Source organism: Rhizobium sp. 01T444 (assembly GCF_056398305.1).
Map to the genome: position 1 here is coordinate 255,743 of NZ_JBFTPD010000005.1, position 25,088 is coordinate 280,830.

23 protein-coding genes and 2 pseudogenes are annotated in these 25,088 nt (G+C 60.6%); 15 read left to right on the top strand and 10 right to left on the bottom strand.

The annotated features are described in order from the left end of the window. Nucleotides 1-48: 48 nt before the first annotated feature. Together AC1DTN_RS11305 and AC1DTN_RS11310 are read left to right on the top strand one after the other, a co-directional pair. On the top strand, nucleotides 49-1,143 hold the full coding sequence (locus tag AC1DTN_RS11305; protein ID WP_477920992.1) for an AbrB family transcriptional regulator: 1,095 nt from the start codon (nucleotides 49-51) through the stop codon (nucleotides 1,141-1,143). A 117-nt stretch (nucleotides 1,144-1,260) separates the two neighbouring features. Then, nucleotides 1,261-2,181 (top strand): LysR family transcriptional regulator, encoded by a 921-nt coding sequence (locus tag AC1DTN_RS11310; protein WP_477920933.1) that lies wholly within the window; start codon nucleotides 1,261-1,263, stop codon nucleotides 2,179-2,181. A gap of 1 nt (nucleotide 2,182) precedes the next feature. Here AC1DTN_RS11310 and AC1DTN_RS11315 read toward each other — a convergent pair whose 3' ends face one another. Next, entirely contained in the window at nucleotides 2,183-3,136 is a 954-nt protein-coding gene (locus AC1DTN_RS11315; RefSeq protein ID WP_439015902.1) for an NmrA/HSCARG family protein, read from the bottom strand. Between the two features lie 453 nt (nucleotides 3,137-3,589). Then, nucleotides 3,590-3,988 (bottom strand): VOC family protein, encoded by a 399-nt coding sequence (locus AC1DTN_RS11320; protein ID WP_310389447.1) that lies wholly within the window; start codon nucleotides 3,986-3,988, stop codon nucleotides 3,590-3,592. A gap of 87 nt (nucleotides 3,989-4,075) precedes the next feature. On the opposite strand from AC1DTN_RS11320, the gene AC1DTN_RS11325 reads away from it, so the two are divergent. Then, complete coding sequence (locus AC1DTN_RS11325; protein ID WP_439017254.1) at nucleotides 4,076-4,783, top strand: helix-turn-helix transcriptional regulator; 708 nt, start codon at nucleotides 4,076-4,078, stop codon at nucleotides 4,781-4,783. On the opposite strand, the gene AC1DTN_RS11330 is transcribed toward AC1DTN_RS11325, so the two are convergent. After that, nucleotides 4,778-5,692, bottom strand: coding sequence for an AraC family transcriptional regulator (locus AC1DTN_RS11330; protein ID WP_477920935.1), 915 nt, complete (start codon nucleotides 5,690-5,692; stop codon nucleotides 4,778-4,780). The two genes, AC1DTN_RS11325 and AC1DTN_RS11330, sit on opposite strands and share 6 nt — an antisense overlap. 33 nt (nucleotides 5,693-5,725) lie before the next feature. Here AC1DTN_RS11330 and AC1DTN_RS11335 point away from each other — a divergent pair, with 33 nt between their 5' ends. Further along, nucleotides 5,726-6,133 (top strand): DUF2000 family protein, encoded by a 408-nt coding sequence (locus AC1DTN_RS11335; protein ID WP_113325509.1) that lies wholly within the window; start codon nucleotides 5,726-5,728, stop codon nucleotides 6,131-6,133. Nucleotides 6,134-6,201: 68 nt separating this feature from the next. On the opposite strand, the gene AC1DTN_RS11340 is transcribed toward AC1DTN_RS11335, so the two are convergent. Both AC1DTN_RS11340 and AC1DTN_RS11345 read right to left on the bottom strand, forming a co-directional pair. Beyond that, entirely contained in the window at nucleotides 6,202-6,867 is a 666-nt protein-coding gene (locus tag AC1DTN_RS11340) for a YiaD family glycine zipper/OmpA-like lipoprotein (protein WP_113325510.1), read from the bottom strand. 164 nt (nucleotides 6,868-7,031) lie between these two features. Next, nucleotides 7,032-7,442, bottom strand: coding sequence for a winged helix-turn-helix transcriptional regulator (locus AC1DTN_RS11345; protein ID WP_113325511.1), 411 nt, complete (start codon nucleotides 7,440-7,442; stop codon nucleotides 7,032-7,034). Between the two features lie 77 nt (nucleotides 7,443-7,519). Here AC1DTN_RS11345 and AC1DTN_RS11350 point away from each other — a divergent pair, with 77 nt between their 5' ends. Beyond that, nucleotides 7,520-8,113: an NAD(P)H-dependent oxidoreductase gene (locus AC1DTN_RS11350; RefSeq protein WP_113325512.1), complete on the top strand. Its 594-nt coding sequence runs from the start codon at nucleotides 7,520-7,522 to the stop codon at nucleotides 8,111-8,113. 65 nt (nucleotides 8,114-8,178) lie between these two features. Here the strand turns inward: AC1DTN_RS11350 and AC1DTN_RS11355 are convergent, their stop codons facing one another. From AC1DTN_RS11355 to AC1DTN_RS11375, 5 genes are all read right to left on the bottom strand, one after another. Next, nucleotides 8,179-9,177 (bottom strand): flagellin N-terminal helical domain-containing protein, encoded by a 999-nt coding sequence (locus tag AC1DTN_RS11355; RefSeq protein ID WP_113325513.1) that lies wholly within the window; start codon nucleotides 9,175-9,177, stop codon nucleotides 8,179-8,181. A 283-nt stretch (nucleotides 9,178-9,460) separates the two neighbouring features. Further along, on the bottom strand, nucleotides 9,461-12,616 hold the full coding sequence (locus AC1DTN_RS11360) for an efflux RND transporter permease subunit (protein ID WP_477920937.1): 3,156 nt from the start codon (nucleotides 12,614-12,616) through the stop codon (nucleotides 9,461-9,463). Then, entirely contained in the window at nucleotides 12,613-13,818 is a 1,206-nt protein-coding gene (locus tag AC1DTN_RS11365; protein WP_477920939.1) for an efflux RND transporter periplasmic adaptor subunit, read from the bottom strand. Before AC1DTN_RS11365 ends, AC1DTN_RS11360 begins: the two co-directional genes overlap by 4 nt. Nucleotides 13,819-14,011: 193 nt before the next feature. Further along, nucleotides 14,012-14,800, bottom strand: coding sequence for a helix-turn-helix domain-containing protein (locus AC1DTN_RS11370; protein ID WP_113325520.1), 789 nt, complete (start codon nucleotides 14,798-14,800; stop codon nucleotides 14,012-14,014). A gap of 187 nt (nucleotides 14,801-14,987) precedes the next feature. After that, the gene (locus tag AC1DTN_RS11375; protein WP_113325516.1) at nucleotides 14,988-15,470 is read right to left on the bottom strand and encodes a VOC family protein; all 483 of its coding nucleotides are present in this window, start codon (nucleotides 15,468-15,470) and stop codon (nucleotides 14,988-14,990) included. Between the two features lie 332 nt (nucleotides 15,471-15,802). Here AC1DTN_RS11375 and AC1DTN_RS11380 point away from each other — a divergent pair, with 332 nt between their 5' ends. From AC1DTN_RS11380 to AC1DTN_RS11425, 10 genes and pseudogenes are all read left to right on the top strand, one after another. Continuing rightward, on the top strand, nucleotides 15,803-16,492 hold the full coding sequence (locus AC1DTN_RS11380) for a hydrolase (RefSeq protein WP_477920941.1): 690 nt from the start codon (nucleotides 15,803-15,805) through the stop codon (nucleotides 16,490-16,492). A 69-nt stretch (nucleotides 16,493-16,561) separates the two neighbouring features. Further along, nucleotides 16,562-16,813 (top strand): annotated as a pseudogene (locus AC1DTN_RS11385) (XapX domain-containing protein); the annotation flags it as partial. Continuing rightward, nucleotides 16,810-18,567: pseudogene (locus AC1DTN_RS11390) on the top strand (amidohydrolase); the annotation flags it as partial. The pseudogenes AC1DTN_RS11385 and AC1DTN_RS11390, both read left to right, overlap by 4 nt. Nucleotides 18,568-18,581: 14 nt before the next feature. Continuing rightward, nucleotides 18,582-19,031: a DoxX family protein gene (locus tag AC1DTN_RS11395; RefSeq protein ID WP_477920943.1), complete on the top strand. Its 450-nt coding sequence runs from the start codon at nucleotides 18,582-18,584 to the stop codon at nucleotides 19,029-19,031. A gap of 4 nt (nucleotides 19,032-19,035) precedes the next feature. Further along, nucleotides 19,036-19,941 carry a glyoxalase gene (locus AC1DTN_RS11400; RefSeq protein WP_477920944.1) on the top strand — a complete coding sequence of 302 codons (906 nt, stop codon included), beginning with the start codon at nucleotides 19,036-19,038 and terminating at the stop codon, nucleotides 19,939-19,941. A 130-nt stretch (nucleotides 19,942-20,071) separates the two neighbouring features. After that, nucleotides 20,072-21,400, top strand: coding sequence for an alginate export family protein (locus AC1DTN_RS11405; RefSeq protein WP_477920946.1), 1,329 nt, complete (start codon nucleotides 20,072-20,074; stop codon nucleotides 21,398-21,400). Nucleotides 21,401-21,519: 119 nt separating this feature from the next. Beyond that, the gene (locus tag AC1DTN_RS11410; RefSeq protein ID WP_477920948.1) at nucleotides 21,520-22,500 is read left to right on the top strand and encodes an alpha/beta fold hydrolase; all 981 of its coding nucleotides are present in this window, start codon (nucleotides 21,520-21,522) and stop codon (nucleotides 22,498-22,500) included. Between the two features lie 107 nt (nucleotides 22,501-22,607). Beyond that, entirely contained in the window at nucleotides 22,608-23,288 is a 681-nt protein-coding gene (locus AC1DTN_RS11415) for a YoaK family protein (RefSeq protein ID WP_113324205.1), read from the top strand. Between the two features lie 51 nt (nucleotides 23,289-23,339). Beyond that, nucleotides 23,340-23,879 carry a hypothetical protein gene (locus AC1DTN_RS11420; RefSeq protein WP_113324206.1) on the top strand — a complete coding sequence of 180 codons (540 nt, stop codon included), beginning with the start codon at nucleotides 23,340-23,342 and terminating at the stop codon, nucleotides 23,877-23,879. A gap of 150 nt (nucleotides 23,880-24,029) precedes the next feature. Then, the gene (locus AC1DTN_RS11425) at nucleotides 24,030-25,049 is read left to right on the top strand and encodes an XdhC family protein (protein WP_477920950.1); all 1,020 of its coding nucleotides are present in this window, start codon (nucleotides 24,030-24,032) and stop codon (nucleotides 25,047-25,049) included. Nucleotides 25,050-25,088 lie beyond the last annotated feature (39 nt).

Here is a 25,088-nt window from a genome sequence, read left to right on the forward strand (position 1 = left end):
CTCCTCCCACCTTCGCCTTCGGGCTCGCTCCGGTCGAAAAGTTCGGGGATCACAATTTTGGACGCAAGCAGCTTCCATCAGAAAGCGAGCCTGCCCAAATGGGCATTGCTGCTCGCCTTGTCGGCCGTTCTCGTCCTTTTCCTCGAACTCTTCGCGCTGCCCGCCTCGCTGCTGATCGGCCCGATGGTCGCGGCCATCGGGCTGGCGCTCACCGTCGGCAAGGGGCAGCTGCGCATCCCCTACTGGCCGCTGCAGTTCGGCCAAGTGCTGGTCGGCCTCTTGATGGCGCGCAACATCACGCCCGATATCCTCGGCACCATGGCCAAGGACGCGCCGCTCTTCTTCGTCTTCATCGTCTCGGTGATCGCCATTGCCGCCGGTCTTGGCTGGCTGCTCACGCGCTGGCAGGTCTTGCCGGGCACGACCGCCGTCTGGGGCTCCACGCCCGGCGGCGCCTCGGCCATGGTCATCATGTCGGAGGCCTATGGGGCAGATGCCCGCCTCGTCGCCTTCATGCAATATCTGCGCGTCGTGTTCGTCGCCGTCGGCGCTTCCGTCATCTCCCGCCTCTGGATTGCCGCCGATGGCGAAGAGCCGCCGCCGGTTATCTTCTTCCCGCCGGTCGATTGGCCGGCCTTCGCCATGACTGTCGCCTTCGCCGCCCTCTGCTGCTACGCCGTCTTCCGCTTCCGCATCCAGGGCGGTAATATCGTTATCCCGCTGATCGGCGGCGCTCTTTTGCAGGGCTTCGGCCTGTTGAAGATCGAACTACCCACCTGGATCTTGGCGCTCAGCTACGCACTGATCGGCTGGAGCATCGGCCTGCGCTTTACCAGCTCGATCATCAAACACGCCGCCCGCGCCCTGCCGCGCGTTTCCGCCTCCATCATCATCCTGATGGCGCTCTGCGGCTGCATGGCGGTGGCACTCCACAAATTCGCCGGCATCGACCCGCTCACCGCCTATCTCGCGACCAGCCCCGGCGGTGCTGATTCCGTCGCCATCATTGCCGCGTCCAGCAATGTCGACGTGCCCTTCGTCATGGCCATGCAGACCGGCCGCTTCATGATGATCCTGTTGATCGGCCCGGCGCTCGCCCGCTTCATCGCCCGCCGCTCCGATCTTGCGGAAAATGCCGCTTGAGGTCGCGAAATCGTCGGCATGTGAAGCCGTCGAAAGCGAACTGTTCTGCCCATGCTTGACTAGTCGCAGGCCCGGTTATTCCCTACATTGGTTGAATGACCATCACCGTGCTGAAAAATGGATAACACGGGACTGTCTCTCGACAGGATGCGCACCTTTGTTCGCGTTGCCGAGCGGGGCAACCTGTCTACGGTGGCAAAGGAGCTCGGTGTCGGTCAATCAACCGTGACGCGGCACCTCAATGAGCTCGAGGACGCAGTCGGCGTACCTCTCCTCAGCCGGACCACGCGTCGCGTCACCCTTACCGACGAAGGCAGCCGCTATTATGCCAACTGCCTTCAGGTATTACGCCTGGTCGAGCAGGCTACCGAAGAAGCCAGAAATGCCCGTCGGGCGGCCGCAGGCGCTGTCAGGCTCTCGTGTACTGCAGCGCTTGGCGTGATGCACATCACCCGCCTCATCTTCGAATTTCAGGACCAGCATCCGGATATCAGCGTCGATCTCAACCTAACCGACGAGCGCATCGACCTGGTTCGCGAGGGCGTTGATGTGGCGCTCCGGCTTGGGCCTCTCACCGACAGCTCCATGAAGCTTCATGCGCTCGGAAAAAGCCATCGGCTGATGGTAGGCGCTCCAGCGTATTTCTCCGCCCACGGGCGGCCGGAGCACCCGGACGATCTCTCGCGATACGAAACCGTCATCATGTCCAATATAGCCGGGAGCGATCAGGTCACTCTCTCCTCCCGCCATGGCGTGAATGTGACGGTTCCAGTCAATGGGAAGCTGCGCGTCGATCACGGGCTTGCGGCGCGCGAAGCCTTGGCCGCAGGACGCGGCATTGGTCCCGCCCACCTTTGGCTGGTCCACGATCTCCTGGACAACGGTCGGCTCGAGGTCGTGCTCGAAGACTATCGTCCGTCGCCGGTGCCGCTAAGCCTGCTCATCGTGCCCGAGCGTTCCGCTATTGCCCGCGTTCGCCTTCTCACCGATTTTCTTGTCGCCGAAATTTCCAAACTGCCGGGAATCCGACCATCGTGACTCAGACCCCGAAAGATCGCTTGTCGCCGCGCCAGCCCGTGGTCCGAAGATACTGTTCCCAGTCGAGCGCGTCGGGATCCAGGCGACGGCTCCATTCCAGATCATGCTCCCTGCCGAAATAACCATATTCGACAGCATATTCGACCATCCCCAGAAGCTCTCGCACGAGAAACTCGTTGGCGGCAAACTCCGGAAAATGCTGCAGCAGGCCGTCCCTGGTGAAAGCATCTCGATATTCTGCCTTGATGCCGGTTACCTCTCGGAAAGTTTCGACCATCTCGCGCGGAGAGATGATATCGCCGACGATAGGCAGCGTTTTCCCGTTGTAGCACTCGGGATTTGAGAAAATTTCCAGCACAGCCGGCCCGGTCGCCGTGAGCGGATCGACGAAAGGCGCTCGAAAATCTTCAGGAAGATAAATCGGCAGCAGGAGCGTATCACCTTCCATGCGCGGCGGATAATATTCGAGAAGATTCGTGTAGAAGAATGCCAGGATGACGAAGGAATAAGAGATCGGCAGACCGCGAATATAGTCTGCAACGCGCGCTTTGTCGGTGAAATGCGGAGCATACTTCGTCCCGCCGGAGATGGCGTCGACATTCTCGAGCGTGCTGAAAACAATATGTCCGACACCTGCCTCAACCGCTGCATCCGCCAGTTGGCGGCCGATGGGAGCCTCTATTGTCTCCGGTGGCATGACGGGCGGCGTCATCAGAAATGCCCCGTCCGCGCCTTCGAAGGCAGCAACGAGATCCTTCTGGAAACCAAGCTGGAGAGGGACTGTTACAATTTCAGCTCCAAGTTTCTCCAGACTTAAAGCCTCGGGTGAATCCTTTTTTCGGGTTAAGGCGCGTACGCGGAAACGTTCGCTGCGAAGGAGCGTCGCTGCGACGCTACGGCCCTGTTTGCTGGTTGCACCGACAATTGCGATAAGTGGTTTATCATTTGAAGACATAGTTGCGCCTTGAACCTTTTCCCTGTCTCACCGGCTGCTGATTGCACAGCCAGGCGTCATACTGGAGAGAGCTTTCGGCTCATGCCGATAGCTCGGATCCGGGAGGCAAGTTATGTCATCAAGCTTTCTTACTGTAGGCATGCGCAATGCATATGATAATGCCACTTTACGGATAAATACGGTGGCCGGCCGCGCCTGTCGTCCGCTGGACGAGGCAGGATTTCGAAATCCACGCAGGAGACGAGATCATATCAGGCCAACGGATCCGGCCCTTATTTTCAGGTCTGCGCCACGAAAAAAGACTGTGACAAACTACCATTGCTGACCGTTGCCGCAGAAAACCGCTGAAGCCCCACCCAGCGCTCTAGCGTGACCCCATAGACCTTCTTGAAATGCCGGATGAATGCGCCTGATCGGCAAAGCCGGTTGCCGCTGCCACTGCCCGCAGGCGAGTTAACGACCGCTGAAGCGTTGTCTCGCAGCCTCGGTAACGGGTGTATAAAGCGCCACGCGGGTGCCCTCCGGGTCGGAGAACTGAACCGTGCGATTTCCCCACGGCAAATCCTTGGGTTCATGCACCACCTCGACATGATCCTTGAGCCGAGCGAATTCAGCATCGACGTCCGATACCATGAATTCAAGAATGGCGGTTTTATTGGCGCGTGGCTCCGCGCTGCCCTCCTTGAAGAGCGCGACCGTTTCCGCGCTCCCTATTGCCACGACGGCACCGGGTGTGACGATCTCGGCAAAGACGGGAGCAAGCCAGTCCGCGCGATAGCCCGTCACGAGCTCATAAAAGGCCACCATGCTTTCGATATCCGAAGCGATGAGACGGGTGGATGCGAGTTTCATCATTTTCTCCTTCAGCGTAATGATCTCTTTGCCTGCTCTTGTGACATAGTCGTCCTGCCAGCGTTGTGGCAGCAGGAGTCACCAGCCATGCGAAAAGCGGAACGGCTTTTTCAGATCATTCAGATTCTTCGAAGGTCAAACCGCCCGGTCACCTCGGCGCAGCTTGCGGACGAACTCGAGGTCGCGCGACGAACCGTCTATCGTGACATTGCCCACCTGATTGGCCAGCGCGTTCCTATCGAAGGGGAAGCTGGTTTTGGCTACGTCCTCGACCCACGATACGATATGCCGCCGCTGATGCTGACTGCAGAGGAAATCGAGGCTGTTCTACTGGGCGTTCAGATGGTGGCGAAGCTGGGTGACCCGGCCATCAACGCTGCGGCCAGAGATGTCATCGCAAAGATTGCATCAACCGTACCGGACCACCTTCTTCCCTTCATTGCCGAACCTTCGGTCAGCCTGAAACCTGGCGAGGTCATGGACAGCCTGACGCTCGACAGCCGTCCAGTCCGGCGGGCGATCAGGGAGGGGCGAAAGATTGAGCTTGAATATCGCGCCGCGAATGGAGCGGTAACCAGCCGTATCGTGTGGCCGGTGCTCCTAGGCTATGAGGATGCGCGCTGTCTTTTGATTGCGTGGTGCGAATCGAAACAGGCCTTTCGCCATTTTCGCACCGAACGCATTCTCGATCTCAAGGTTCTCGAAGAAACCATCGGCCTATCTAGAGGCAAATTGAGACAGCAATGGCTGCAATGGCGTGAAGCCGAACTTTCCCGTTCGCGCCAAGCGCTATGATACGCCGCCATTGCTGACCTGCGCTGTCCGCTGAAGCCCCACCCATCGTCCAGGCGTCACCCCATAGGCCTTCTTGAAGTGCCGGATGAAATGCGCCTGATCGGCAAAGCCCGTGGCGGCCGCCACATCGGCGAAACCTTCGCCCTCGCCCATCAGCGCCTTTGCCTGCTGCAGCCGCCGCATCAGCATGTAGCGGTGCGGGCTGGTGGCAAAAGCCGTGCGGAAATGCCGTGACAGAGTGAAACGATCGAGGCCGGTAACGTTCTCCAGCTCGCCGGAGCGCACTGGCCTCAAAGCATGCGCCTCCAGATAATCGCGCGCCGCCCGCACCTGCCTCCAGGCAACGGCGCCGAGAGCCCGGAGGCGCACCTGCGAATGGCGCGACAGGCCGCCCGCCACGCGGCTGACGAAATCGTCGACGAAAAGCTCGTCCAGTTCCCGATCGAGTTCGCCGAGTGCAGCGAGCAGCAATTGCGCCAGCGCGCCGTCGGCAATCACGGGCTGATCGACGAAGGGAAGGCCGATCTTTTCCGCCTCAAGGCATTCCATCAGGAGCGCCGGCTCCATGTAGAGCATGCGGTAATGCAGCCCGGCCTCCGTCGCCGCTCCGCCGTCATGCTCCTCGTCGGGATGCAAAACGATCACCTGCCCCGGCATGCTGAAGCGCCGCTCGCCGCGGTAGGTGAAGGTCTGCACACCATGAAGGGTGACGCCGAGCGCATAGGTATCGTGCCGGTGCGGTTCGAAGACATTGCCTGAGAATTGCGCCTCGATGCGCTCGATGCCCGGAAAGGCCGGCGCAGTCAGGATGCCGCTGCCGGCGGGCGCGGCCAGTATGCCGCTGCCCCCTTGCGGCTCGCACAAACGTTCAAGACCCTCGAAGACCTGCGGCGTTAGATCCTGGCTCAATGCGTTTCCGATACCCTGATGAAAGAGACTGGAATGTTTGATACCAAAATTGCGATCGTCCTGCGAAACAATCTTGCCGGCTGGCAGAAGCTGAATGTCACGGCCTTCCTTTCGACAGGTATCGCCGGGCAATATCCTGAAATCATCGGCGAGCCCTACAAGGATCGTGCCGGCAATCTCTACAACCCGCTATCCATCCAGCCGATCATCGTCTTGTCGGCCGACGAAGCGACGATATCGACGATCCACCGCCGCGCGCTGGAGCGCGAGGTGACCTCCTCGATCTTCATCGAGGAGATGTTTGCAACCGGCCATGATGCCGCCAATCGCGCCGTCTTCGCCGAATACACTCCCGATGATGCCAAGGTCGTTGGCATTGCGCTGCGCGCCGACAAGAAGATCGTCGACAAGATCACCAAGGGCGCGACGATGCAGCATTGAGGCAAACGGCCGGAAACGAAAAAAGGCCGGGCAATGACCTGGCCTTTTTGTCGTCTGAATGCAACCGATCAGCCCTGGGTGATCGGCGCGATCTGGATTTCGACACGGCGGTTCTGGGCGCGGCCGGCTTCGGTCGCATTGGAAGCGACCGGCTGCGACGGACCGTAGCCGACGGCCGAAACGCGGCGCTGGTCGATGCCCTGGCCGCCGAGATAATCGGCAACGGACAGCGCGCGGCGCTGCGACAGGTCCTGGTTATGCTGCAGGCTGCCGGTGGAATCCGTATGGCCGTTGATGTCGATGAGCGTGCGGTTGAACTTGCGCAGCACGATCGCGACAGAATTCAGCGTTGGATAGAAGCCAGGCTTCACCGCATCCTGGTCGATATCGAAGGTGATGTTCGACGGCATGTTGAGGATGATGTTGTCGCCCTGGCGGGTAACGGAGATGCCGGTGCCTTCGAGCTGGGCGCGAAGCTCGGCTTCCTGCTGGTCCATGTAGTTACCGATCGCACCACCGGCGAGCGCGCCGATGCCGGCGCCGATCAGCGCCGCATTGCGCTTGCCATGGCCGCCGCCGCCAACGGCGACACCGACGAGGGCACCGCCGAGCGCGCCAAGGGCAGCACCGCCGGCGGTGTTGGATACCTTCTGCTCACCAGTATACGGATCGGTCGTCGTGCAAGCTGAGAGGTAACTCGCCGCAACGGCCAGAAGGATGAATTTCTTGATCATGGACAGGAGGTTCTCCGTTCGAAGCTGGTGCGAGCAGATATTAGGGAATGCGGCAACAAGATGAAGATGCAAATCTGATAAGCTAAATTTCCCATGGAAAACATCGGCCTGTTGCAGCCGTGCCCCGATATCACCAGCTTTATTGGCAAACCGCGGCGCTTGCCTCAGTCGAGCCCGCGGCGTTTGGCATAGGCCACCCGCGCCTCGTCCATGCGTGCGGAGTTTGCAACGACCCACTCGGCGAGCCCCCGAACCGGATCCAGGAACTCCCGACCGAGATCCGTCAGCGCATATTCGACCTGCGGCGGCGTGGTGGGCGTGACGGTCCGGGAAACGAAGCCGTTCTCCTCCAGCTCCCGCAATGTCGATGCGAGGACCTTCTGGCTGATCTCGCCGACTTCGCGGCGCAAGGCGTTGAAACGCAGCGGCCCGTGACCCAGCACGCGCACCACCAGCAGGCTCCACTTGTCGCTGATGCGCGCCAGCATGCGGCTGATGTGATCGCAAGCACGAACTTGCTGGCAGCCATCGACTTCCTCGCAGGGGGCGGTTTCCTGATGGTTATCTGGTTTCAACAAAGTGCCTCCTTGTGCGGCCACGCAAACCATTCGTAATCTGGTTACCGTAAGAAACCAGCATACAGGAGGTTACTTTGAATTCTAAGCCCCGTATCGCCGTTATTATCGGCTCCACCCGCCCCACCCGTTTCGCCGATGCCCCGGCACAATGGATATTGAAACAAGCTCAGGCACGTGATGACTTCGACGTGGAGCTGATCGACCTGCGCGATCACCCGCTTCCCTTCTTCGAAGAGATGGCGTCAAACCTGTGGATGCCCAGCCAGAACCCCGAAGCGGTCCGCTGGCAGCAAACGGTTGGGCGCTTCGACGGCTATATCTTCGTGGTCGCCGAATACAATCACTCGATCACGGCGGCTCTCAAGAACGCACTCGATCAGGCCTATAAGGAATGGAACCGCAAGCCCTTTACCGCCATCGGCTATGGTGGCACGGGCGCCACGCGTGCGGTCGAACACCTCAGGGGAATCGGCGTGGAACTGCAGATGGTGTCCACCCATGCTGCCGTCCATATCGGCGGCGGCGATTTCATGGCTGTTCATCCGGCTTTCGGCAACAAGCCGATCGAGGAAATCGAGACGAGCCTGCTGCCTACGGCAAAGATGGCCCTCGACGAACTGGTCTGGTGGGCCAAGGCGACGATGGCCGCAAAGGCAGCCGAAGCCTGAGCTTTCCGAAAAGAAAACCGCGCGGCAAGCATGCTTGGCGCGCGGCTATGTTGCTGCTTCGGGACTTAGAAGTTCTGGAAGAGCTGACGAACCTTATCGTAGGACGCGTTTGCAATATTCAGTGATTGCAGACCGAGCTGCTGCTGGGTCTGCAGCGCCCTGAGCTTGCTCGATTCCTCCTCCATATTGGCATCGACAAGGCGACCAATGCCTTCGGTGATGTTGTCGGACAGGTTCTTGGCGAATTCGTCCTGCAAGCTGATGCGCTTTTCCAGTGCGCCGAAGGCCGAGCCGACGGTCGTCAACTGTCCGAGCGCCGCATCGACGACGCTGATCATTTCGTTCAGGTCCTGCTTGCTGGTATTCGCCGTCAGGCCGATTTCCACCTGGCCGGCCGTGTTGCCGTTCTTGCTTTTCGTCAGCACCCAGGTCTGCGCGGTGCCGAGCTCGGTTGCGAAGAAGGCGGAGGTCAGCACGCCATATTCGCCGGTGCCGCCCGCCCGATCGTCGATCACATAGCGTGCATCCTTGGAGGAGGTCGCGCCGCTCGGCGGGATATCGATATGGTAGCTCAACATGCCGACCGATACCGTACCGTCAGAATTACGGATGAAGGAGGCCGGGATCTGACGCGGCTGCGTCGGCGTCGTGGTATTGTCGAGAATGATCCAGTTGTCGTTGTTGAAGCCTGCGCCCTCGGAAACGCTGCGCAGCTGCGCCTTCAGCTGCTCGAGTTCTTCACCGACCTTGGTCTTGTCCACGCCCTGCTCGGTTGCGGCGACAAGCTTTGCCTTGATCTCGGTGACGACGTCGATGACGCTGTCGACGCCGGCTGATGCCGTTCCCATGGTGGCAGCCGCCATGCCGAGAGCATCCTGAACGGCGGAAAGTGCCTTGTTGTCGTGGCGCGCAGTCGTCGCGACCGACCAATAGGCGGCATTATCTCTGGATTTTTCAACACGCAGACCCGTCGTGATATGGTTCTGCGTCACCGTCATATTTCGATTGATATCACGCAGCACATAAAGCGCCGCATCCACGGAGGTGCGCTGATAAATACTCACGGTACGAACTCCAAAAACACAACAGAACGCAACAGAACAGGATGTACCGAAATCAAGCGAACATTCATGTCCGCCGTCGCTGGAAAATCAGCGCAATGGCCCTCGGGAAAACTGGGGAAGGCCGACCGGTACTGATCGCAATCATTGCCGATTATGCTTAAAAAACGGCTAAAGTTCAGAAGTAATTTATCTTATTTCACAAGACTTCATACACCATAAAAACGCCCGCCGAAGAGACCCGGCGGGCGTTTCCGAAAGTATTAAAAAAGGCTTGTTCGCGCTCTTACTCAGCAGCCTGAAGCTGTTCTTCCGGGCTCGGCTTCGGACGCGTCGCATGCGTCATCTCCTCGTGCAGGCGCGCTTCCTCATGGGCATGCGGCTTGGCGAAGCGGGCAATCAGGAGATAGGCGACGGGCGTGATGAACAGCGTCACCAGCGTTGCAAAGCCAAGGCCGCCGACGATGACCCAGCCGAGCGCCACGCGCGCTTCCGCACCGGCGCCATGGGCAAAGACCAAGGGAACACCCCCAAGAATGGTCGCGATCATCGTCATCATGACCGGGCGCAGGCGAAGCGCACAGGCCTTCTCGATGGAGGAGCGCACATCCTCGCCGCGATCGCGCAGCTGATTGGCGAATTCCACGATCAGGATGCCGTTCTTCGCCATCACGCCGACAAGCAGCACGAGGCCGATCTGGCTGTAGATATTGAGGCTGGAGCCGGTGACAACAAGCGCGAAGACGGCGCAGGCGAGACCGAGCGGCACCGTCGACATGATGATCAGCGACGACAGCACGCTTTCGAACTGGGCCGCGAGCACCAGGAAAATGATGACGATCGCAAAGCCGAAGGTCAGCGCCATGCCGCTGGAATTCTCTTCCAGTGTCGCGGCTTCAGCGAGCGGCAGCAGGCGCGCGCCGGGCGGCAGGAGCGGTGCTGCCATTTGCGTGACGTTCTTCACAGCGTCGCCGAGCGACATGCCGTCCTTCAGGCCGGCGGTGATCGCCACGGAGGCGAGCTGCTGTTCACGGCTGAGCTGCGGGGCGACCGAGCCTTCCTTCAGCGTGGCGATGACCGACATCGGCACGATCTTGCCGTCGCCGGTCTTCAGGAAGACGTTTTCGAGATCGGTCGGATCGTCGATCGGCCGCATCGTCGATGTCAGGAGCACCGGATAGGATTCGCCGCCGACGAAGACGTCGACCACTGAACGTCCCTCGAGCAGTGACTGGATGGCGGTCGAAAGCCCGGTGATGTCGATACCAAGATCGGAGGCCCGCTCGCGGTCGATGGCGACGGAGACCTGTGCCTGCGACGGTTCGTTGGTCAGGCGTGGCGTGTCGTACTGGCCGCTCGCATCGAGCTGCTGCACCAGCTTGGCGGCAGCCGCCGTCAGCGCCTCGTGATCATTGCCAATCAGCGCCATCTGCAACCCGCTGCCGGCGCCGCGGATACGCAGGCTGTTCGACGAGATCGCGTTGCCGCGCAGCGCCGGCACCTTGAAGGCCGCCTGGTTGATATCGCGGACGATATCGGCCTGCGTGCGGTGGCGCTCGCCCCAGGGCGCCAGCGTCAGCACCATGAAGCCGCTGTTGGAAGAGCCGCCCTGGCCGGAAATCGAGAAGACGTTCCTGATGTCACCGCTATCGACGAGCGGCTGGAGGTATTCCTCCACGAGCTGCATCTTGTCGCGCGTATATTCGAGGCTGGAGCCCTGCGGCGTCGTCAGCCGCATCTGCACCATGGCGCGGTCTTCTTCCGGCGTCAGCTCGCTTTTGACCGTGCCGAAAGCGACAACGGCTGCAGCGCCGAAGATGAGCGAGAAGACGATGACGACGACAGGCGCGTTCAGGCAGGCATGTAGCGCCCATTTATAGACGCGGGCGAAAGCCTCGCCGAAACGGCCGAGCAACCCGTGATCCTCGATCATCGGCTTGGTCAGCAGGCGCGAGGCGAGCATCGGACACAGCGTCAGCGCCACGATCGACGATAGGCCGACCGAGAAGGCCAGCACGAAGCCGAACTCGCGGAACAGGCCGCCCACCTGCCCCGGCAGGAAGGATAGCGGAATGAAGACGGCGGCAAGTGTCGCCGTCGTCGCGATGACGGCGAAGAACACCTCACGCGTGCCAAGCACGGCAGCCGCGCGCGGTCCCATGCCCTCGGAGCGACGGCGCACGATGTTTTCGAGCACGACGATGGCATCATCGACCACGAGGCCGGTTGCCAGAACGATGGCGAGCAGCGTCAGGATGTTGATGGAGAAGCCGACCATGTAGATCGCTGCCAGCGTGCCGATCAGCGCCACCGGCATCGAGACGGAGGGGATGAGCGTCGCGCGCCAGTCGCGCAGGAAGAGATAGATGACAACAGTAACGATGACCGCCGACAAAAGCAGCGCCAGCACCACTTCGTGGATCGCGCCATCGATGAAGACGGCGTCGTCGCTGGTGATCGCGATCGTCGTGCCCTTCGGCAGCGTCTTCGAAAGTTGGTCGACAGCAGCGTGAATGCCGGTGGAAATATTCAGCGTATTCGACTGCGCCTGGCGGATGATGCCGAGACCGATGCCCGGCTTGCCGTTGGAACGCAGTGCTGTCTCGCCGTCGCGCGGCCCGAGCGTCACGGTCGCAACGTCACCCAGGCGCACATTGTGTTGCAGGATGACGTTCTGGAAATCCTCGGGTGTCTGCAGGCTGGCGGTGGCGCGCACCACGATATCCTGCATCGGGCTCTTCAGCGAACCGGCCGGCACGTCGAGCGCGGCATTGTCGAGCGCCTTGGTGAGATCGCCGATGGTCAGCCCGCGGCTTGCAAGCGCGCCCTGATCGACGTCGACTCGGAAGACCTTTTCCTGATCGCCGTATTCTTCGACATCGGCCACGCCATCGACGGAGGCCAGGCGATCGACCACCTCGTTTTCGACAAGCAACGTCAGGTCGTCCATGTTGAGCGTGTCCGACGTCACCGCGAGGCGCATGATCGCCGAAGAATCCGAATCCGCCTTGACGATCTGCGGCGCATCCGCCTCGTCGGGCAGGTTCTGGGCGATACGGCCAATCGCGTCGCGCACGTCGTTGGCGGCAACTGCGAGATCGATGGAGTCGGAAAATTCCAGCGTCACGCGGCTCTGGCCGAACTGGGAACTGGAGGAGATGGATTTGAGGCCGCTGACGCGCGCGACCGCACCTTCGATGACCTTGGTCAGTTCCTGGTCGATCGTCTGCGGCGAAGCGCCGTCGAAGGTGGTGCGCACGGTCACGACCGGCCGGTCGACATCGGGCAGCTCGCGCACTTCGACGCCGACATAGGCCGCTAGGCCCGCCACCACCATCAGCGTGTTGAAGACCAGCGCCAGGATCGGCCGCCGCACGAAAAGCGCGGTGAAGGTCGCCTTGTTGGATTCCGGTTTGCCGTGGTGGATCTCGGTCACGCTCATTGGGCGGCGACCTTGTCGTTGGAGGCGACATCGGTTGCCACCCGCACCGCGCCGTTCTCGCGCACGCGCTGCAGGCCCTGTGTGACGATCAGATCGCCGTCCTTCAGCTCGCCCTTAACAAGCACATAATCTGGATTGCGCTGGACGACCGTGACCCGCACCTTGTGCGACTTGTCGTCGGTCACCTGCCAGACGAAGGAGCCCTGAGCATCCCACTGCACAGAGAGCGGGTTGACGGCCGGATATTTATCGCCGGCAAACTTCATGCTGACGGCGAAGGACATACCAGCGCGCAGTTCGTCCGAGCCGTTGTCGATCCGCCCCCGCAGACGCAGCGTGCGGCTTGCCGAATCGATGCGGTTGTCGACCGCTTCCAGCACGCCAGAGAAGACCTTGCCCGGCCGCGCCACAGACGTTGCCTCGACCGTCTGGCCGACGGAAACGGTATTGGCGAAACGCTCCGGCACCCAGTAGTCGACGAGGATTTCAGTGCGGTCGTCCAGTGTTACGATCGGCGTCGAGGTCGTGACATTGTCGCCGATATTGACGGGCACGATGCCGACGATGCCGTCGATCGGCGCCACGATGTTGCGGCGCGTAAGATTGAGCTCGGCAGCCTGCAGCTGCAGCCGCGCATTCTGCTCGGCGATCTCGGAATCGAAGACGTCCATGCGCGAAACGCTGGACTTGATGCTGTGATAGAGGTTGGACTTCTCAAGCGCACTGTTCAGCGCCACCTGTGCCTGCCCCTGGGCAATCACCTGCTCTTCGCTGTCGAGCTTGGCGAGAACCTGGCCCTGCTTGACCATATCGCCTGATTTGATGAGGATTTCGCGGATCGTGCCCGTCGCCTGCGGCGTGACCGCAACGGAGCGGATCGCATCACCTGTGCCGATCGCATTCAGCCGGTCGTTAACGACGCCCTGCACTACGGCCTGGGTGACGACAAGTACGGCAGCATTGCGTCCGCCGCCATTCCGACGGCCCTGCCCTTGCCCCTGAGCACCCTGACCTTGCCCACCCTGTGCCTGAGCGCCGGCATCGGCTGCTTCCTCGCCTTTGGGTGCGATCACGGAGACGATATTGTCAGGAATACCGGCATTGCGCATCGTCTCGCCGGCGCCGGGCACAAAGTAAACCCAGGCGGCAAAGCCGGCCAAAATGACGACGATGCAAAATGCAAATTGCTTCCAAAAGGGCATTCACGTCTCCGGAGGGACTCGAGGTTACGTCCAGGGTCGGTCGAAAGAGGCGTACGGGACGACAAGTCCCGCCTGATGCGACAATATCGCACCTTCCCCCGGCCAGCAGCAAGCGTAACCACCCGTCATTACGGATTTGTAATGTCAGCAAGTTTTGAAAATAACCCGTCCAGTCACTTTTACTTGAGCGAAGCTAAATACGCCGCTCCCGCCGCCATGTTCCGGGCGAAACTCCGTTGAGTGCGGTGAAGATACGCGTGAGATGGCTCTGGTCGGCAAAGCCGCAGGCGACGGCGATCTCGGCGATGGAAGCCGTGCCCAGCAGCATCTGCCGCGCCTTCTCCGCCCGATATTCCATCAGCCAGCGATGCGGCGTGCGGCCCGTCGATTTCTTGAAGGCGCGGATGAAATAGCTGGTCGAAAGCCCGCATTGCGCCGCGACATCCGATATCGTCGCCTCCCGCGCCGTCAGCGATGCGAGGAACGCCGTCGCCATGTTGAGCTGGCGCCCTGAAAGTCCGCCGCTACGCTCTGCAGGCAGATTGACCTTGCCGTAACGCGTCACCAGGTGCGCCTGCAGCGCCAGGAGAATGTGATCGATGAAGAGCGCGCTCGCATATGCCGGCTGGCTGAGTGCCGGCAGCAGCGCCATGGCAAGCCCCTGCACAACAGGATCGAGCTGCCCCTGCCCGCAATCGAGCCCGTCAAACCCCGAGCGTCCTGCCTCGTAGCTGAAATCGGAAAGCCCCTGCCGGGATATATTGAAGCGCATATTGTCGAAGGAGGAGCGATGATGGCAGCGCCATTCTTCCCCAAGATCGGTGATCGCCAGCGCGCCTGCCGGATGGCCGCCGTCATGGACGAGCTTGCCGCTGCGCCAGAGGCGATGATTGTCGAAAGGTTTCAACTGGGCGATGACGCTGAAAGCCTCCGCCTGGGGAATCGGCCCGCTTTCGTCATGGTCGACGCTATTGCTGCGCATGCGCACGATCGAGACCGCACCGGCTTGAAGCAATGAAATCTTTGGCCGAGACGCCAATTCAATCACCCCCGTTTTCGAATTGCCCCCGCCATCACAATTACATGATTTCCCCTCAAAAACCACTGACGGAATCGAAACGGCAGCCTCCTTCCCGAGACTGCCGTCCGTCATACCGTTTCCCGAAAGATCAGGCGGCTTCCTGAAACGCCTTTTCAAGCGTGGCGATGTCGAGCTTGACCATCTGCAGCATCGCCTCGGTCATCTTCCTGGCATTACCCTTGCGCGTACCGCTCATCATCTCGGTCAGCGCCTTGGGCACGATCTGCCAGGAAAGACCCCAGCGATCCCTGAGCCAGCCGCATTGTTCTGCCGTGCCCCCGTTGGCAAGGAAGCCATCCCAGATGCGGTCGACCTCCGCCTGATCTTCGCAGATGACCTGCACGGAGTAGGCATGGTTGAACGGTTCGAACGGCCCGGCCCGCATGGCGACGAAATTCTGGCCGCCGAGCGTAAACTGGACGATCTCGACGCTGCCCGGAGGGCCGCTCGGTGTTTCCGCCGGCACGGTGGTGATCTCGCCGATAGCGGAATTGGGCACCAGCGAGACATAGAATTCGACCGCCTCGCGAGCGCTTTCTGCAAACCAGAGATGTGAAATGACCTTGACCATGAAACGTCCTCCTTTGGTCTGTTGGTCTCCGTTCATGGCTAAGACGTGTGAGCCGTGCCCGTCCCGACAGCGGAGTACAAGAATTTTATCGGCCTTCTTTTTCGGCCTCCCGTTTTCGGTTTTCCGAAGCCTCAACACGGCCCTGCAGGTCAGGGCAATTTTCGACAAAAGAGGGTGAGAACAAACAATCGGAATTGGTTTTTGCCAAGTAGGTTCGCGGCAATACGCGGCCTCGCTCTTGCGGGGAAGCGATGCCGACCGACGCCCTCCATGGACGCATGTCGGCAACACGTTTCTTGCCTTTAAGGCCTCATGACCAGGGAGAACGACCAATGTCCAGATATCTTGAAGTCCTCACGCCGCAGAACAGCCAGCTGATCTTCATCGACCAGCAGCCGCAGATGGCCTTCGGTGTCCAGTCCATCGACCGCCAGACGCTGAAGAACAACGTCGTCGGCCTCGCCAAGGCTGCCAAAACCTTCAAGGTGCCGACCACCATCACCACGGTCGAGACCGAAGCCTTCTCGGGCCACACCTATCCGGAACTGCTCGCTGTCTTCCCCGAAAACACAATTCTCGAACGCTCCTCGATGAACTCCTGGGACGATCAGAACGTTCGCGACGCGCTAGCGAAGAACGCCGCCAACGGCCGCAAGAAGGTCGTCGTGTCAGGCCTCTGGACCGAAGTCTGCAACACCACCTTTGCACTCTCCTGCATGCACGACACCGATTACGAGATCTACATGGTCGCCGATGCCTCGGGCGGCACATCCGCCGATGCCCACAAATACGCCATGGACCGCATGGTCCAGGCTGGCTGCGTTCCCGTCACCTGGCAGCAGGTGCTGCTGGAATGGCAGCGCGACTGGGCCCGCCGCGAAACCTATGAGGCCGTCACCACCATCGTGAAGGAACATTCCGGCGCTTACGGCATGGGCGTCGACTACGCCTATACCCATGTCCACAAGGCACCCGAGCGCGTCACGCATGGCAAGCGCATTGGCCCGAACCCGACCAAGTGAGTTCTCTCGAGGGAGCGGCTTCATCGCCGCTTCCCCGTTGCTGCATGCCGAAATAAATCGAGGCCTCAAATGAAAATCTATCTCCTCTCCCTCGGCGCCGGCCTTCTCGTTGGCATTGTCTACAGCCTCCTGAACGTTCGTTCGCCGGCTCCTCCTGTGATCGCGCTTGTCGGTCTGCTGGGCATCCTTGTCGGCGAACAGATCATTCCCTTCGCCAAGACGATTATCAACAAAGAGCCGGCCGCAGTCTCGTGGCTGCATCAGATCAAGCCACACATGTTCGGCCATTTGCCCAAGGGCACAAATCCCGCCGACATCTCATGGCGCTCAAGGGGCCGGACACCAAGGTGGTCGATCTCAAGGGCAAACGTGTCCTTCCCGGCCTCATCGATAACCACACGCACGTCGTCAGGGGCGGTCTGAACTTCAACATGGAGCTGCGCTGGGATGGCGTGCGCTCGCTCGCAGACGCGATGAACATGCTGAAGCGCCAGGTGGCGATCACACCTGCACCGCAATGGGTGCGAATCGTCGGCGGTTTCACCGAGCATCAGTTCACCGAGAAGCGCCTGCCGACCATCGACGAGATCAACGCGGTTGCGCCCGACACCCCGGTCTTCATCCTGCATCTCTATGATCGTGCCCTGCTGAATGGCGCAGCCCTTCGCGCCGTCGGCTATACCAAGGACACGCCAAACCCGCCCGGTGGCGAGATCACCCGCGATGCCCAAGGCAACCCGACCGGCCTGCTGCTTGCCAAACCGAATGCCGGTATTCTCTATTCGACGCTCGCCAAGGGTCCGAAACTGCCCTTCGACTATCAGGTCAATTCCACCCGCCACTTCATGCGCGAGCTGAACCGCCTCGGCGTAACAGGCGTCATCGATGCCGGCGGCGGCTTCCAGAACTATCCAGATGACTATGCCGTCATCCAGAAGCTTGCCGATGACGGCCAGATGACCGTCCGCCTCGCCTATAATCTCTTCACCCAGAAGCCCAAGCAGGAGAAGGAAGACTTCCTGAACTGGACGGCTTCGGTGAAATACAAGCAGGGCACAGATTACTTCCGCCATAACGGCGCCGGCGAAATGCTGGTCTTTTCCGCTGCCGATTTCGAGGATTTCCGCCAGCCGCGCCCCGATATGCCGCCGGAAATGGAAGGCGAGCTGGAAGAGGTCGTGCGCGTACTCGCCGAAAACCGCTGGCCCTGGCGCCTGCACGCCACCTATGACGAGACGATCAGCCGCGCGCTCGACGTCTTCGAGAAAGTCAATCAGGATATCCCGCTCGAAGGCCTCAACTGGTTCTTCGACCATGCAGAGACGATTTCCGAACAGTCGATCGACCGTATCGCCGCACTCGGCGGCGGCATCGCCGTGCAGCACCGCATGGCCTATCAGGGCGAATATTTCGTCGAGCGCTACGGCGTGGGGGCTGCCGAGGCCACCCCACCCGTCGCCCGCATGCTGGAAAAAGGCGTCAAGGTTTCCGCCGGCACCGATGCCACCCGCGTTGCCTCCTATAATCCCTGGGTGTCGCTCTCCTGGATGATCACGGGCCGCACCGTCGGCGGCATGGCGATCTATCCGCGCCGGAACTGCCTGGACCGCGAAACGGCGCTGCGCATGTGGACCGAAAACGTCACCTGGTTCTCCAACGAGGAAGGCAAGAAGGGCCGCATCGAGAAAGGCCAGTTCGCCGATCTCATCGTGCCGGACAAGGATTTCTTTGCCTGCGCCGAAGAGGAAATATCCTTCCTTACGTCGGAGCTGACCATGGTCGGCGGCAAGATCGTCTATGGCGCGGGCCACTTCGCCGAGCTTGATGATAACCCGGTTCCGCCCGCCATGCCCGACTGGTCGCCGGTACGCGCCTTCGGTGGATATGCCGCCTGGGGTGAGCCTGAGGGCGCCGGCAAGAACTCGTTGCACCGCCACCTGATTTCCGCCTGCGGCTGCGCCAATGATTGCAATGTCCACGGCCATGCCCACGCCAATGCCTGGGGTTCGAAGGCACCGGTCTCCGATCTCAAGAGCTTCTGGGGTGCGCTCGGCTGCGCCTGCTGGGCCGTCTGAAGGGAGATAGCGTCATGACCTCTGCTGTCGAAACACGTCTTTCCGGTCTCGTGCGGCCGCTGTTTGCAGGCGCACCCATGCGCTTCATCGCCTATCTCGGCCTCTGCGCCGCCTATATCCAGGGGCCCGTCAGCAAGCTGACGGACTTTCCCGCCGCCATCGCGGAGATGCAGCATTTTGGGTTGTCGCCGGCTGCTCCCTTTGCCGTCGTCGTGATCGTCTTCGAACTGGCGGCGTCGGCGATGATCCTCACCGGCTTCTTCCGTTGGCTGGCAGCGCTCGGTCTCGCCGGCTTCACCCTGATTGCCACTTTCCTGGCGCTGCGTTTCTGGGAACTGCCGGCAGGGCAGGAACGCTTCATGGCCGCCAACTCCTTTTTCGAACACCTGGGCCTCGTCGGCGGCTTCCTGCTCGTCGCCTGGCTCGATCTGAATTCCCGTTTTGTCTTGAAAACGAAGGTTTGACGATATGATATCCCGCTCACTCCGTACTATCGGGTTGCTTGCCGTACTCGCAGCCCTGCCGCTCGCGCCGAGCCCTGCCGCCGCCCGCGCTGCTCAATCTCAATTCGGTGTCGGTGCGCAATACGACACGACGCATGTCTATGTGGATCCCGACAAGGTGGATGCCTTCGCCCAGAGTTTCCTTGCGACCTTCGGCGGAACCAGCACCAAGCAAGTCGTCGCGACCGTGACGCCGACGCCGAGCAGCACGACATCGCAGCTCCTGCAGACTCCAGTCGGCACGGTATCCCTTTTCGGCTTCAAGACGCCGATCCCCTATCCCTTCGGCTTTGAGCGGACAGGTTATCTGGTGACCGACATGGACAAGGCGATTGCCGCAGCCCGTGCCGCCGGTGCCAGCATCATCGTCCAGAGCTTTCCCGATCCGATCGGCCGTGACGCCGTCATCCAGTGGCCGGGCGGGGTAAACATGCAGCTTTACTGGCACTCGACCAAGCCGAACTACGCCGCCTTCGAGACCGTGCCGGAAAACCGTGTCTATGTCTCTCCCGACGCCGCATCCGCTTTCGTCAAGGATTTCGTTGCCTTCTCGAAGGGCACGGTGGTCTCCGACGAAAAAAAGGCGCCGGGAGTCGAGATCGGCCGTCCGGACGATACATTCCGCCGTATCCGCATCGAATCCGTCTTCGGAAAGATAACCGTCCTTGTCACTGATGGGCACCTGCCCGTCCCCTACGGGCATGAAATGACCGGCTATGAGGTCGTCGATCTCGAGGGCACTCTTCAGAAGGCGAAGGACAACGGCGCGAAGATCCTCGTCGAACCCTATCAATCAGGCGACCGTCGAGCCGCCATGGTGGAGTTTCCGGGCGGTTATGTTGCGGAGATTCATTCCGGTGCCAAGCCCTGACGACGATACTGCGGCCGCGTCGAGCGCGGCCGCTCGGCCCTGATGGGAAGCATAAATGATGATCGAACGTTACCTTGTTTCAACCGCCGTCCTGCTGACTCTGTCGGCGACGGCGGCAAGTGCTGCCGACATGTCGGCACCTGCCAAGAGGCCGGCGATCAAGAGCAACCGCTGGCAAGAGGATTGGTCTGCTTTGGCCGATCCAGCGCTCAGAACGCAGCCGCTCGATGGCCTGAAATATGTCCCGCTGTCCATTTCCGATCCCGGTACTTACGTGTCATTCGGGGCGAACCTCCGCGAGCGATTCGAGACCAACCACACTCCGGGCTTCGGAATCGGCGGTGTCGAGGGCGATAGCTATTTGATTCAGCGGGCTCAGTTCCACATCGATCTGCATCTCTTCGAAGACTGGCAGATATTCACCCAGTTCGAAGATGATCGAGCATTCTGGAAAAGATCGGTCGGCCCAACGGATGCCGACAAGGTGGATCTGCGGCTGGCGTTCGTCTCTTACTCACATGATTTCGATGCAGGGACTTTCAAGGCGCGCATCGGTCGGCAGGATTTTGCTTTCGACCTGCAGCGATTCGTCTCCTCACGCGACGGGCCGAATGTGCGACAGTCCTTTGATGCAGTGTGGGCAGATTGGGAAACGGGCCCGTGGCGCTTCATCGGTTTCGCCAGCCAGCCAGTCCAATATAGCAATAACGAGGCGTTCGACGATACCTCGAATGGAGACTTCCGCTTCAGCACTTTGCGCGTGGAACGGCAGGTCCTGGGAGCCAACGAACTTTCTGCCTACTACTCGCTCTATCAGAAACATGAAGCGCATTATCTGGACGGATCGGGAGACGAAAACCGGCATATCTTCGATACTCGGTTCGCCGGCAATTCGAATGGCCTCGATTGGGATATCGAGGGGATGGGGCAGCTAGGTTCCGTCGGCGACAAGGATATCCGTGCCTGGGCGATCGGTGCGCGCGCCGGCTACACTTTCGACGATTCATCCTGGACTCCTCGGCTGGGCCTGCAGTTCGATATGGCTTCAGGAGACCGCAATGCCGGCGACGGCACTGTCGGAACCTTCAATCCTCTCTTTCCAAACGGCTATTATTTTACGCTCGCCGGCTACACCGGCTATGCAAACCTCATACACCTCAAACCTTCGATCACAGTGAAGCCGACGGATAAGATGACGCTTATGGCGGCGGTCGGTCTCCAGTGGCGGCAAACAACAGCGGACGCGATTTACGTCCAGCCCAATCAGGCTCTCGCAGGAACGGCGGGTCGCGGCGGCGCGTGGTCCGGGGCTTACGGGCAGGTCAGACTCGACTACGCCTTCAGCGTAAATCTGACAGGCGCCGTCGAGGCCGTTCACTATGAGGTCGGCGATGCCATTCGCAATGCCGGCGGCCATGACGGCAATTACCTTGGAGCTCAATTGAACTTCGTCTGGTGACCGGCTTGCGGGCGCGGGCCGGCGTAACCCAAGCTTTGTCCAAATAGGACGAGTATCGGACAAGAGGTGCCAGCCCTTCACAGGCTATGAAATCAACGTCCACCCCAAAGGTTACTAAGATGTCTGACAACCCGATCGAGATCATGTTTTCCCGCAGACAAACATTGCTGGCCGGCGCAACCCTTTCCGCTGCGATAGCAATGCCATCTCTTGCCTCTTCCACTACCACCCCGACAAAGATTGAAGGAATACCGCCCATGACCACCGGCTTCGTCGAAACCAAAGACGGCGTACAGATCTTTTACAAGGATTGGGGTCCGAAGGACGCCCAGCCGATCGTTTTCCATCATGGCTGGCCGTTGTCTTCGGACGATTGGGACGCGCAGATGCTGTTCTTCGTTCAGCACGGTTATCGCGTCGTCGCTCATGATCGCCGTGGTCACGGCCGCTCCTCGCAGGTCAGCGACGGTCACGACATGGATCATTATGCAGCCGATGCATCCGCGGTTTTCGAACACCTGAACCTCAAGAACGCCGTCCATATCGGCCACTCGACCGGCGGCGGCGAAGTCGCTCGATACGTCGCCAAGTTCGGCCAGCCCCAGGGCCGCGTCGCCAAGGCGGTTCTGGTCAGCGCCGTTCCCCCGCTGATGCTGAAGACGGAAACCAATCCAGGCGGTCTGCCGATGGAAGTCTTCGACGGCATCCGCAAGGCGGTCGCCGACAACCGTGCGCAGCTCTTCGTCGACTTCCCCACCGGCCCGTTCTATGGCTTTAATCGTGAGGGCGCGACTGTCTATCAGGGCGTGATCCAGAATTGGTGGCGCCAGGGCATGATGGGCAGCGCCAAGGCCCACTATGACGGCATCAAGGCCTTCTCCGAAACCGATCAGACTGAGGATCTCAAGAAGATTACGGTCCCGACCCTTGTCCTGCACGGCGACGACGACCAGGTCGTTCCGATCGCCGATTCCGCCGAGCTTTCCGTCAAGCTCCTCAAGAACGGCACGCTGAAGGTCTACAACGGCTACCCACACGGCATGTTGACGGTCCACGCCGACGTCATCAATCCGGACCTGCTCGCCTTCATCAAGGCCTAACGAGCACGGTCCCGCCTGCCGCCAAGCTCCAAGCCGGCGGCAGGCCGCCACGAAAGCAGTGCCCGACGCGCCCGGGCACTTTACCGAGGTCTCCAGGAGCTCCGTTAATGAAAGCCGTTCCGCTTCCTCTTCTCCTCAGCTTCAACGGGGGATATGTCGATACTGTCGGCTTCCTGGCGCTCGGAGGGCTGTTCACCGCCCACGTAACCGGCAACTTCGTGACCTTGGGCGCAGCGATAGCGCTAGGCACGGGGGGCACCCTGTCCAAGCTCCTCGCACTTCCGGTCTTCTGTGTCGTCGTATTCGCCGCGCGAATCGTCGGGCTGGCGCTGCAGCGGAGCGGCCAACCGGTCCTGCGTCCTCTTCTCGCCGTTAAGCTGATTCTGCTCGTGGTCGCCGCGGCGATCGCATTGACTTACGGTCCCTTCGGCGATCCGAACAGTTCCCGGGCCTTCGCGATCGGCATGGTCCTTGTTGCCGCTATGGCGGTGCAGAACGGCATTCATCGCGTTCATCTGGCGAAGTCTCCGCCATCGACCCTGATGACCGGAACGACGACCCAGATCATGCTCGACCTTGCCGATATCGTCACGGGCGGGCATTCGGAGAGCACGGCTGCAGCCTACTCACGTCTGAAGCGGATGGTGCTCGCCGTTGTCGTCTTCGCCTTGGGCTGTGCCATCGCGGCGCTGGCGTTCATTCTTTCGCCCGTCTGGAGTTTTGTCGTCCCTGCCGTCCTGGCGGCCCTGGCACTCGTTGCACATGTTGAAACGCCCGAAGGCGATTGATTGGTACGCACCAAGAAAACGCACCACATGTCGAACCCGCAGGAGAATAAAATGTCTGATCGTCAGATGTCCGATTCAAGCTACAGCCATGTCATCGATGTTGGCGCCGACAAGGTCGATATTGCTGATTGGCTGTTCAACTTGCCCGATGCAGAATATCAGCGTTGCTCCCCCGACCACATCGCCGCCGGCGCCACCTGGACCGACGATGGTCGTCGGATGTCGATCAATGTGGAAACGATCGGCGGGAGCCTGGTGATCCAGCACTATGTCGCCGAGGTCGCTGAGCCCAATTATTGCAAGATGGTCTCTATCTCGGATGTCATGACAGCCCATGGTCGCACCACGGTGCAGGTGATCTGGGAGCTCAGCGTCAAGCCGATCGAAGCTGGACATTGCGAGTACACGAACCATGTACGGGCATATGCCACCGACGAGTTTCTGGCCTATTGCGAGAAAAATCATATCAATTTCGCCGACGCGGCGAAGGCTCGTTCGGAAGCATCTTCCAATCACAACAAGGGCGAGACACCCCTGTTCGCCGAGAGTATAGCGCAACGCGCGAGGGAAAAGCACGCGATCGCTGCTTAACAAACTCCTCGTTCCACAAGACGGTAATAGTCGACGAGGGCGAGCGACGGGTGTGGTTCCTCTTCGAGATACTTCGCAACACCAACGCCTGAGCAACCGCAGCCGGGAGATGCGCCACCGACTTGCGCATCTTGGCTCTCGGAGGATCCCATGCAGGCATTCAGCAGTGAACGCTGCAAATTCGATGATTATGTCATAGGATTCGCTGCGGAGAAGACGGCGCAGGGCCGTCGGGTGGCCATCATTACGCTACTGTCGATCGATGGTTCCTCTCCCCGTCCGCTCGGCGCCCAGATGGCGGTCGCGGAAACCGGGGAATGGGCGGGCTACGTATCGGGAGGCTGCCTGGAGCGCGCAATCGTCTCGGAAGCGCTCGATACGCTCCACGTTGGGCAGAACAGGATCGTGCGCTACGGCAAGGGATCGCGCTATTTTGATCTGCAGTTACCATGTGGTTCTGCAGTCGATCTCTTTTTTGACGTGACACAGGAAGCCTCCTCCTTCGCGGCCATCGACATCAGGCTTTCGGCCCGTGTTCCGGCGCGCATGGAACTCGGGTTGCCTGACGCGCCGGCCCAATCTGCAGCGGTGGAATATTATCCGCAACGCCGGCTCGTCGTCGCCGGGGCAGGGGCTGCGGCCGCTTCGCTTGGTCGCCTCGCATCCTTTTCGGGCTTTGACGTTCATCTGCTGACCAACGATCTTGCCACGGCAGAGCATTCCTGCCTTCCGCCAGATCGCATCACCACGTTGACGATGAGCCGCTCCGCACCAACAATTGCGATCGACGAACGAACCGCGATTGCCTTCCTCTTTCACGACCATGATTGGGAGGAACGGCTGATCGCGGGTGCGCTGGCGACGGATGCCTTCTACGTCGGTGCCATGGGAAGCCGGCGAACGGCGGAAAAGCGCGCTTCTATGCTGCGCAACACGGGTGTCGGCGAAAGGCAGCTGAGCCGTTTGAAAGCCCCGGCAGGCCTTGTTTCGGGCGCCAAGTCTGCTTCCGACGTCGCGCTATCCATCCTATCGCAAGTCATGGCCGCGGAGCAGGCAGCGCAGATCCCGAGGTTTCGGTTGGTTCGCGATGAGCGCCCGACCGAGTGGTCCGTTTCCTCACTTGCGATCGAGGCATGGCAGTCCTTTGAGGGGCGCGCATGTGGAATTTGACACGATGGAAAAGCCATCGCCGCTCACCTGGGCATTTGC

Bases quoted from the DNA above. Each gene is read 5' to 3' on its own strand.
- AC1DTN_RS11310 (WP_477920933.1), top strand. From the start codon at position 1,261: ATGGATAACACGGGACTGTCTCTCGACAGGATGCGCACCTTTGTTCGC.
- AC1DTN_RS11315 (WP_439015902.1), bottom strand. From the start codon at position 3,136: ATGTCTTCAAATGATAAACCACTTATCGCAATTGTCGGTGCAACCAGC.
- AC1DTN_RS11320 (WP_310389447.1), bottom strand. From the start codon at position 3,988: ATGAAACTCGCATCCACCCGTCTCATCGCTTCGGATATCGAAAGCATG.
- AC1DTN_RS11325 (WP_439017254.1), top strand. From the start codon at position 4,076: ATGCGAAAAGCGGAACGGCTTTTTCAGATCATTCAGATTCTTCGAAGG.
- AC1DTN_RS11335 (WP_113325509.1), top strand. From the start codon at position 5,726: ATGTTTGATACCAAAATTGCGATCGTCCTGCGAAACAATCTTGCCGGC.
- AC1DTN_RS11340 (WP_113325510.1), bottom strand. From the start codon at position 6,867: ATGATCAAGAAATTCATCCTTCTGGCCGTTGCGGCGAGTTACCTCTCA.
- AC1DTN_RS11360 (WP_477920937.1), bottom strand. From the start codon at position 12,616: ATGAGCGTGACCGAGATCCACCACGGCAAACCGGAATCCAACAAGGCG.
- AC1DTN_RS11365 (WP_477920939.1), bottom strand. From the start codon at position 13,818: ATGCCCTTTTGGAAGCAATTTGCATTTTGCATCGTCGTCATTTTGGCC.
- AC1DTN_RS11370 (WP_113325520.1), bottom strand. From the start codon at position 14,800: ATGCGCAGCAATAGCGTCGACCATGACGAAAGCGGGCCGATTCCCCAG.
- AC1DTN_RS11375 (WP_113325516.1), bottom strand. From the start codon at position 15,470: ATGGTCAAGGTCATTTCACATCTCTGGTTTGCAGAAAGCGCTCGCGAG.
- AC1DTN_RS11380 (WP_477920941.1), top strand. From the start codon at position 15,803: ATGTCCAGATATCTTGAAGTCCTCACGCCGCAGAACAGCCAGCTGATC.
- AC1DTN_RS11395 (WP_477920943.1), top strand. From the start codon at position 18,582: ATGACCTCTGCTGTCGAAACACGTCTTTCCGGTCTCGTGCGGCCGCTG.
- AC1DTN_RS11400 (WP_477920944.1), top strand. From the start codon at position 19,036: ATGATATCCCGCTCACTCCGTACTATCGGGTTGCTTGCCGTACTCGCA.
- AC1DTN_RS11405 (WP_477920946.1), top strand. From the start codon at position 20,072: ATGTCGGCACCTGCCAAGAGGCCGGCGATCAAGAGCAACCGCTGGCAA.
- AC1DTN_RS11410 (WP_477920948.1), top strand. From the start codon at position 21,520: ATGTCTGACAACCCGATCGAGATCATGTTTTCCCGCAGACAAACATTG.
- AC1DTN_RS11415 (WP_113324205.1), top strand. From the start codon at position 22,608: ATGAAAGCCGTTCCGCTTCCTCTTCTCCTCAGCTTCAACGGGGGATAT.
- AC1DTN_RS11420 (WP_113324206.1), top strand. From the start codon at position 23,340: ATGTCTGATCGTCAGATGTCCGATTCAAGCTACAGCCATGTCATCGAT.
- AC1DTN_RS11425 (WP_477920950.1), top strand. From the start codon at position 24,030: ATGCAGGCATTCAGCAGTGAACGCTGCAAATTCGATGATTATGTCATA.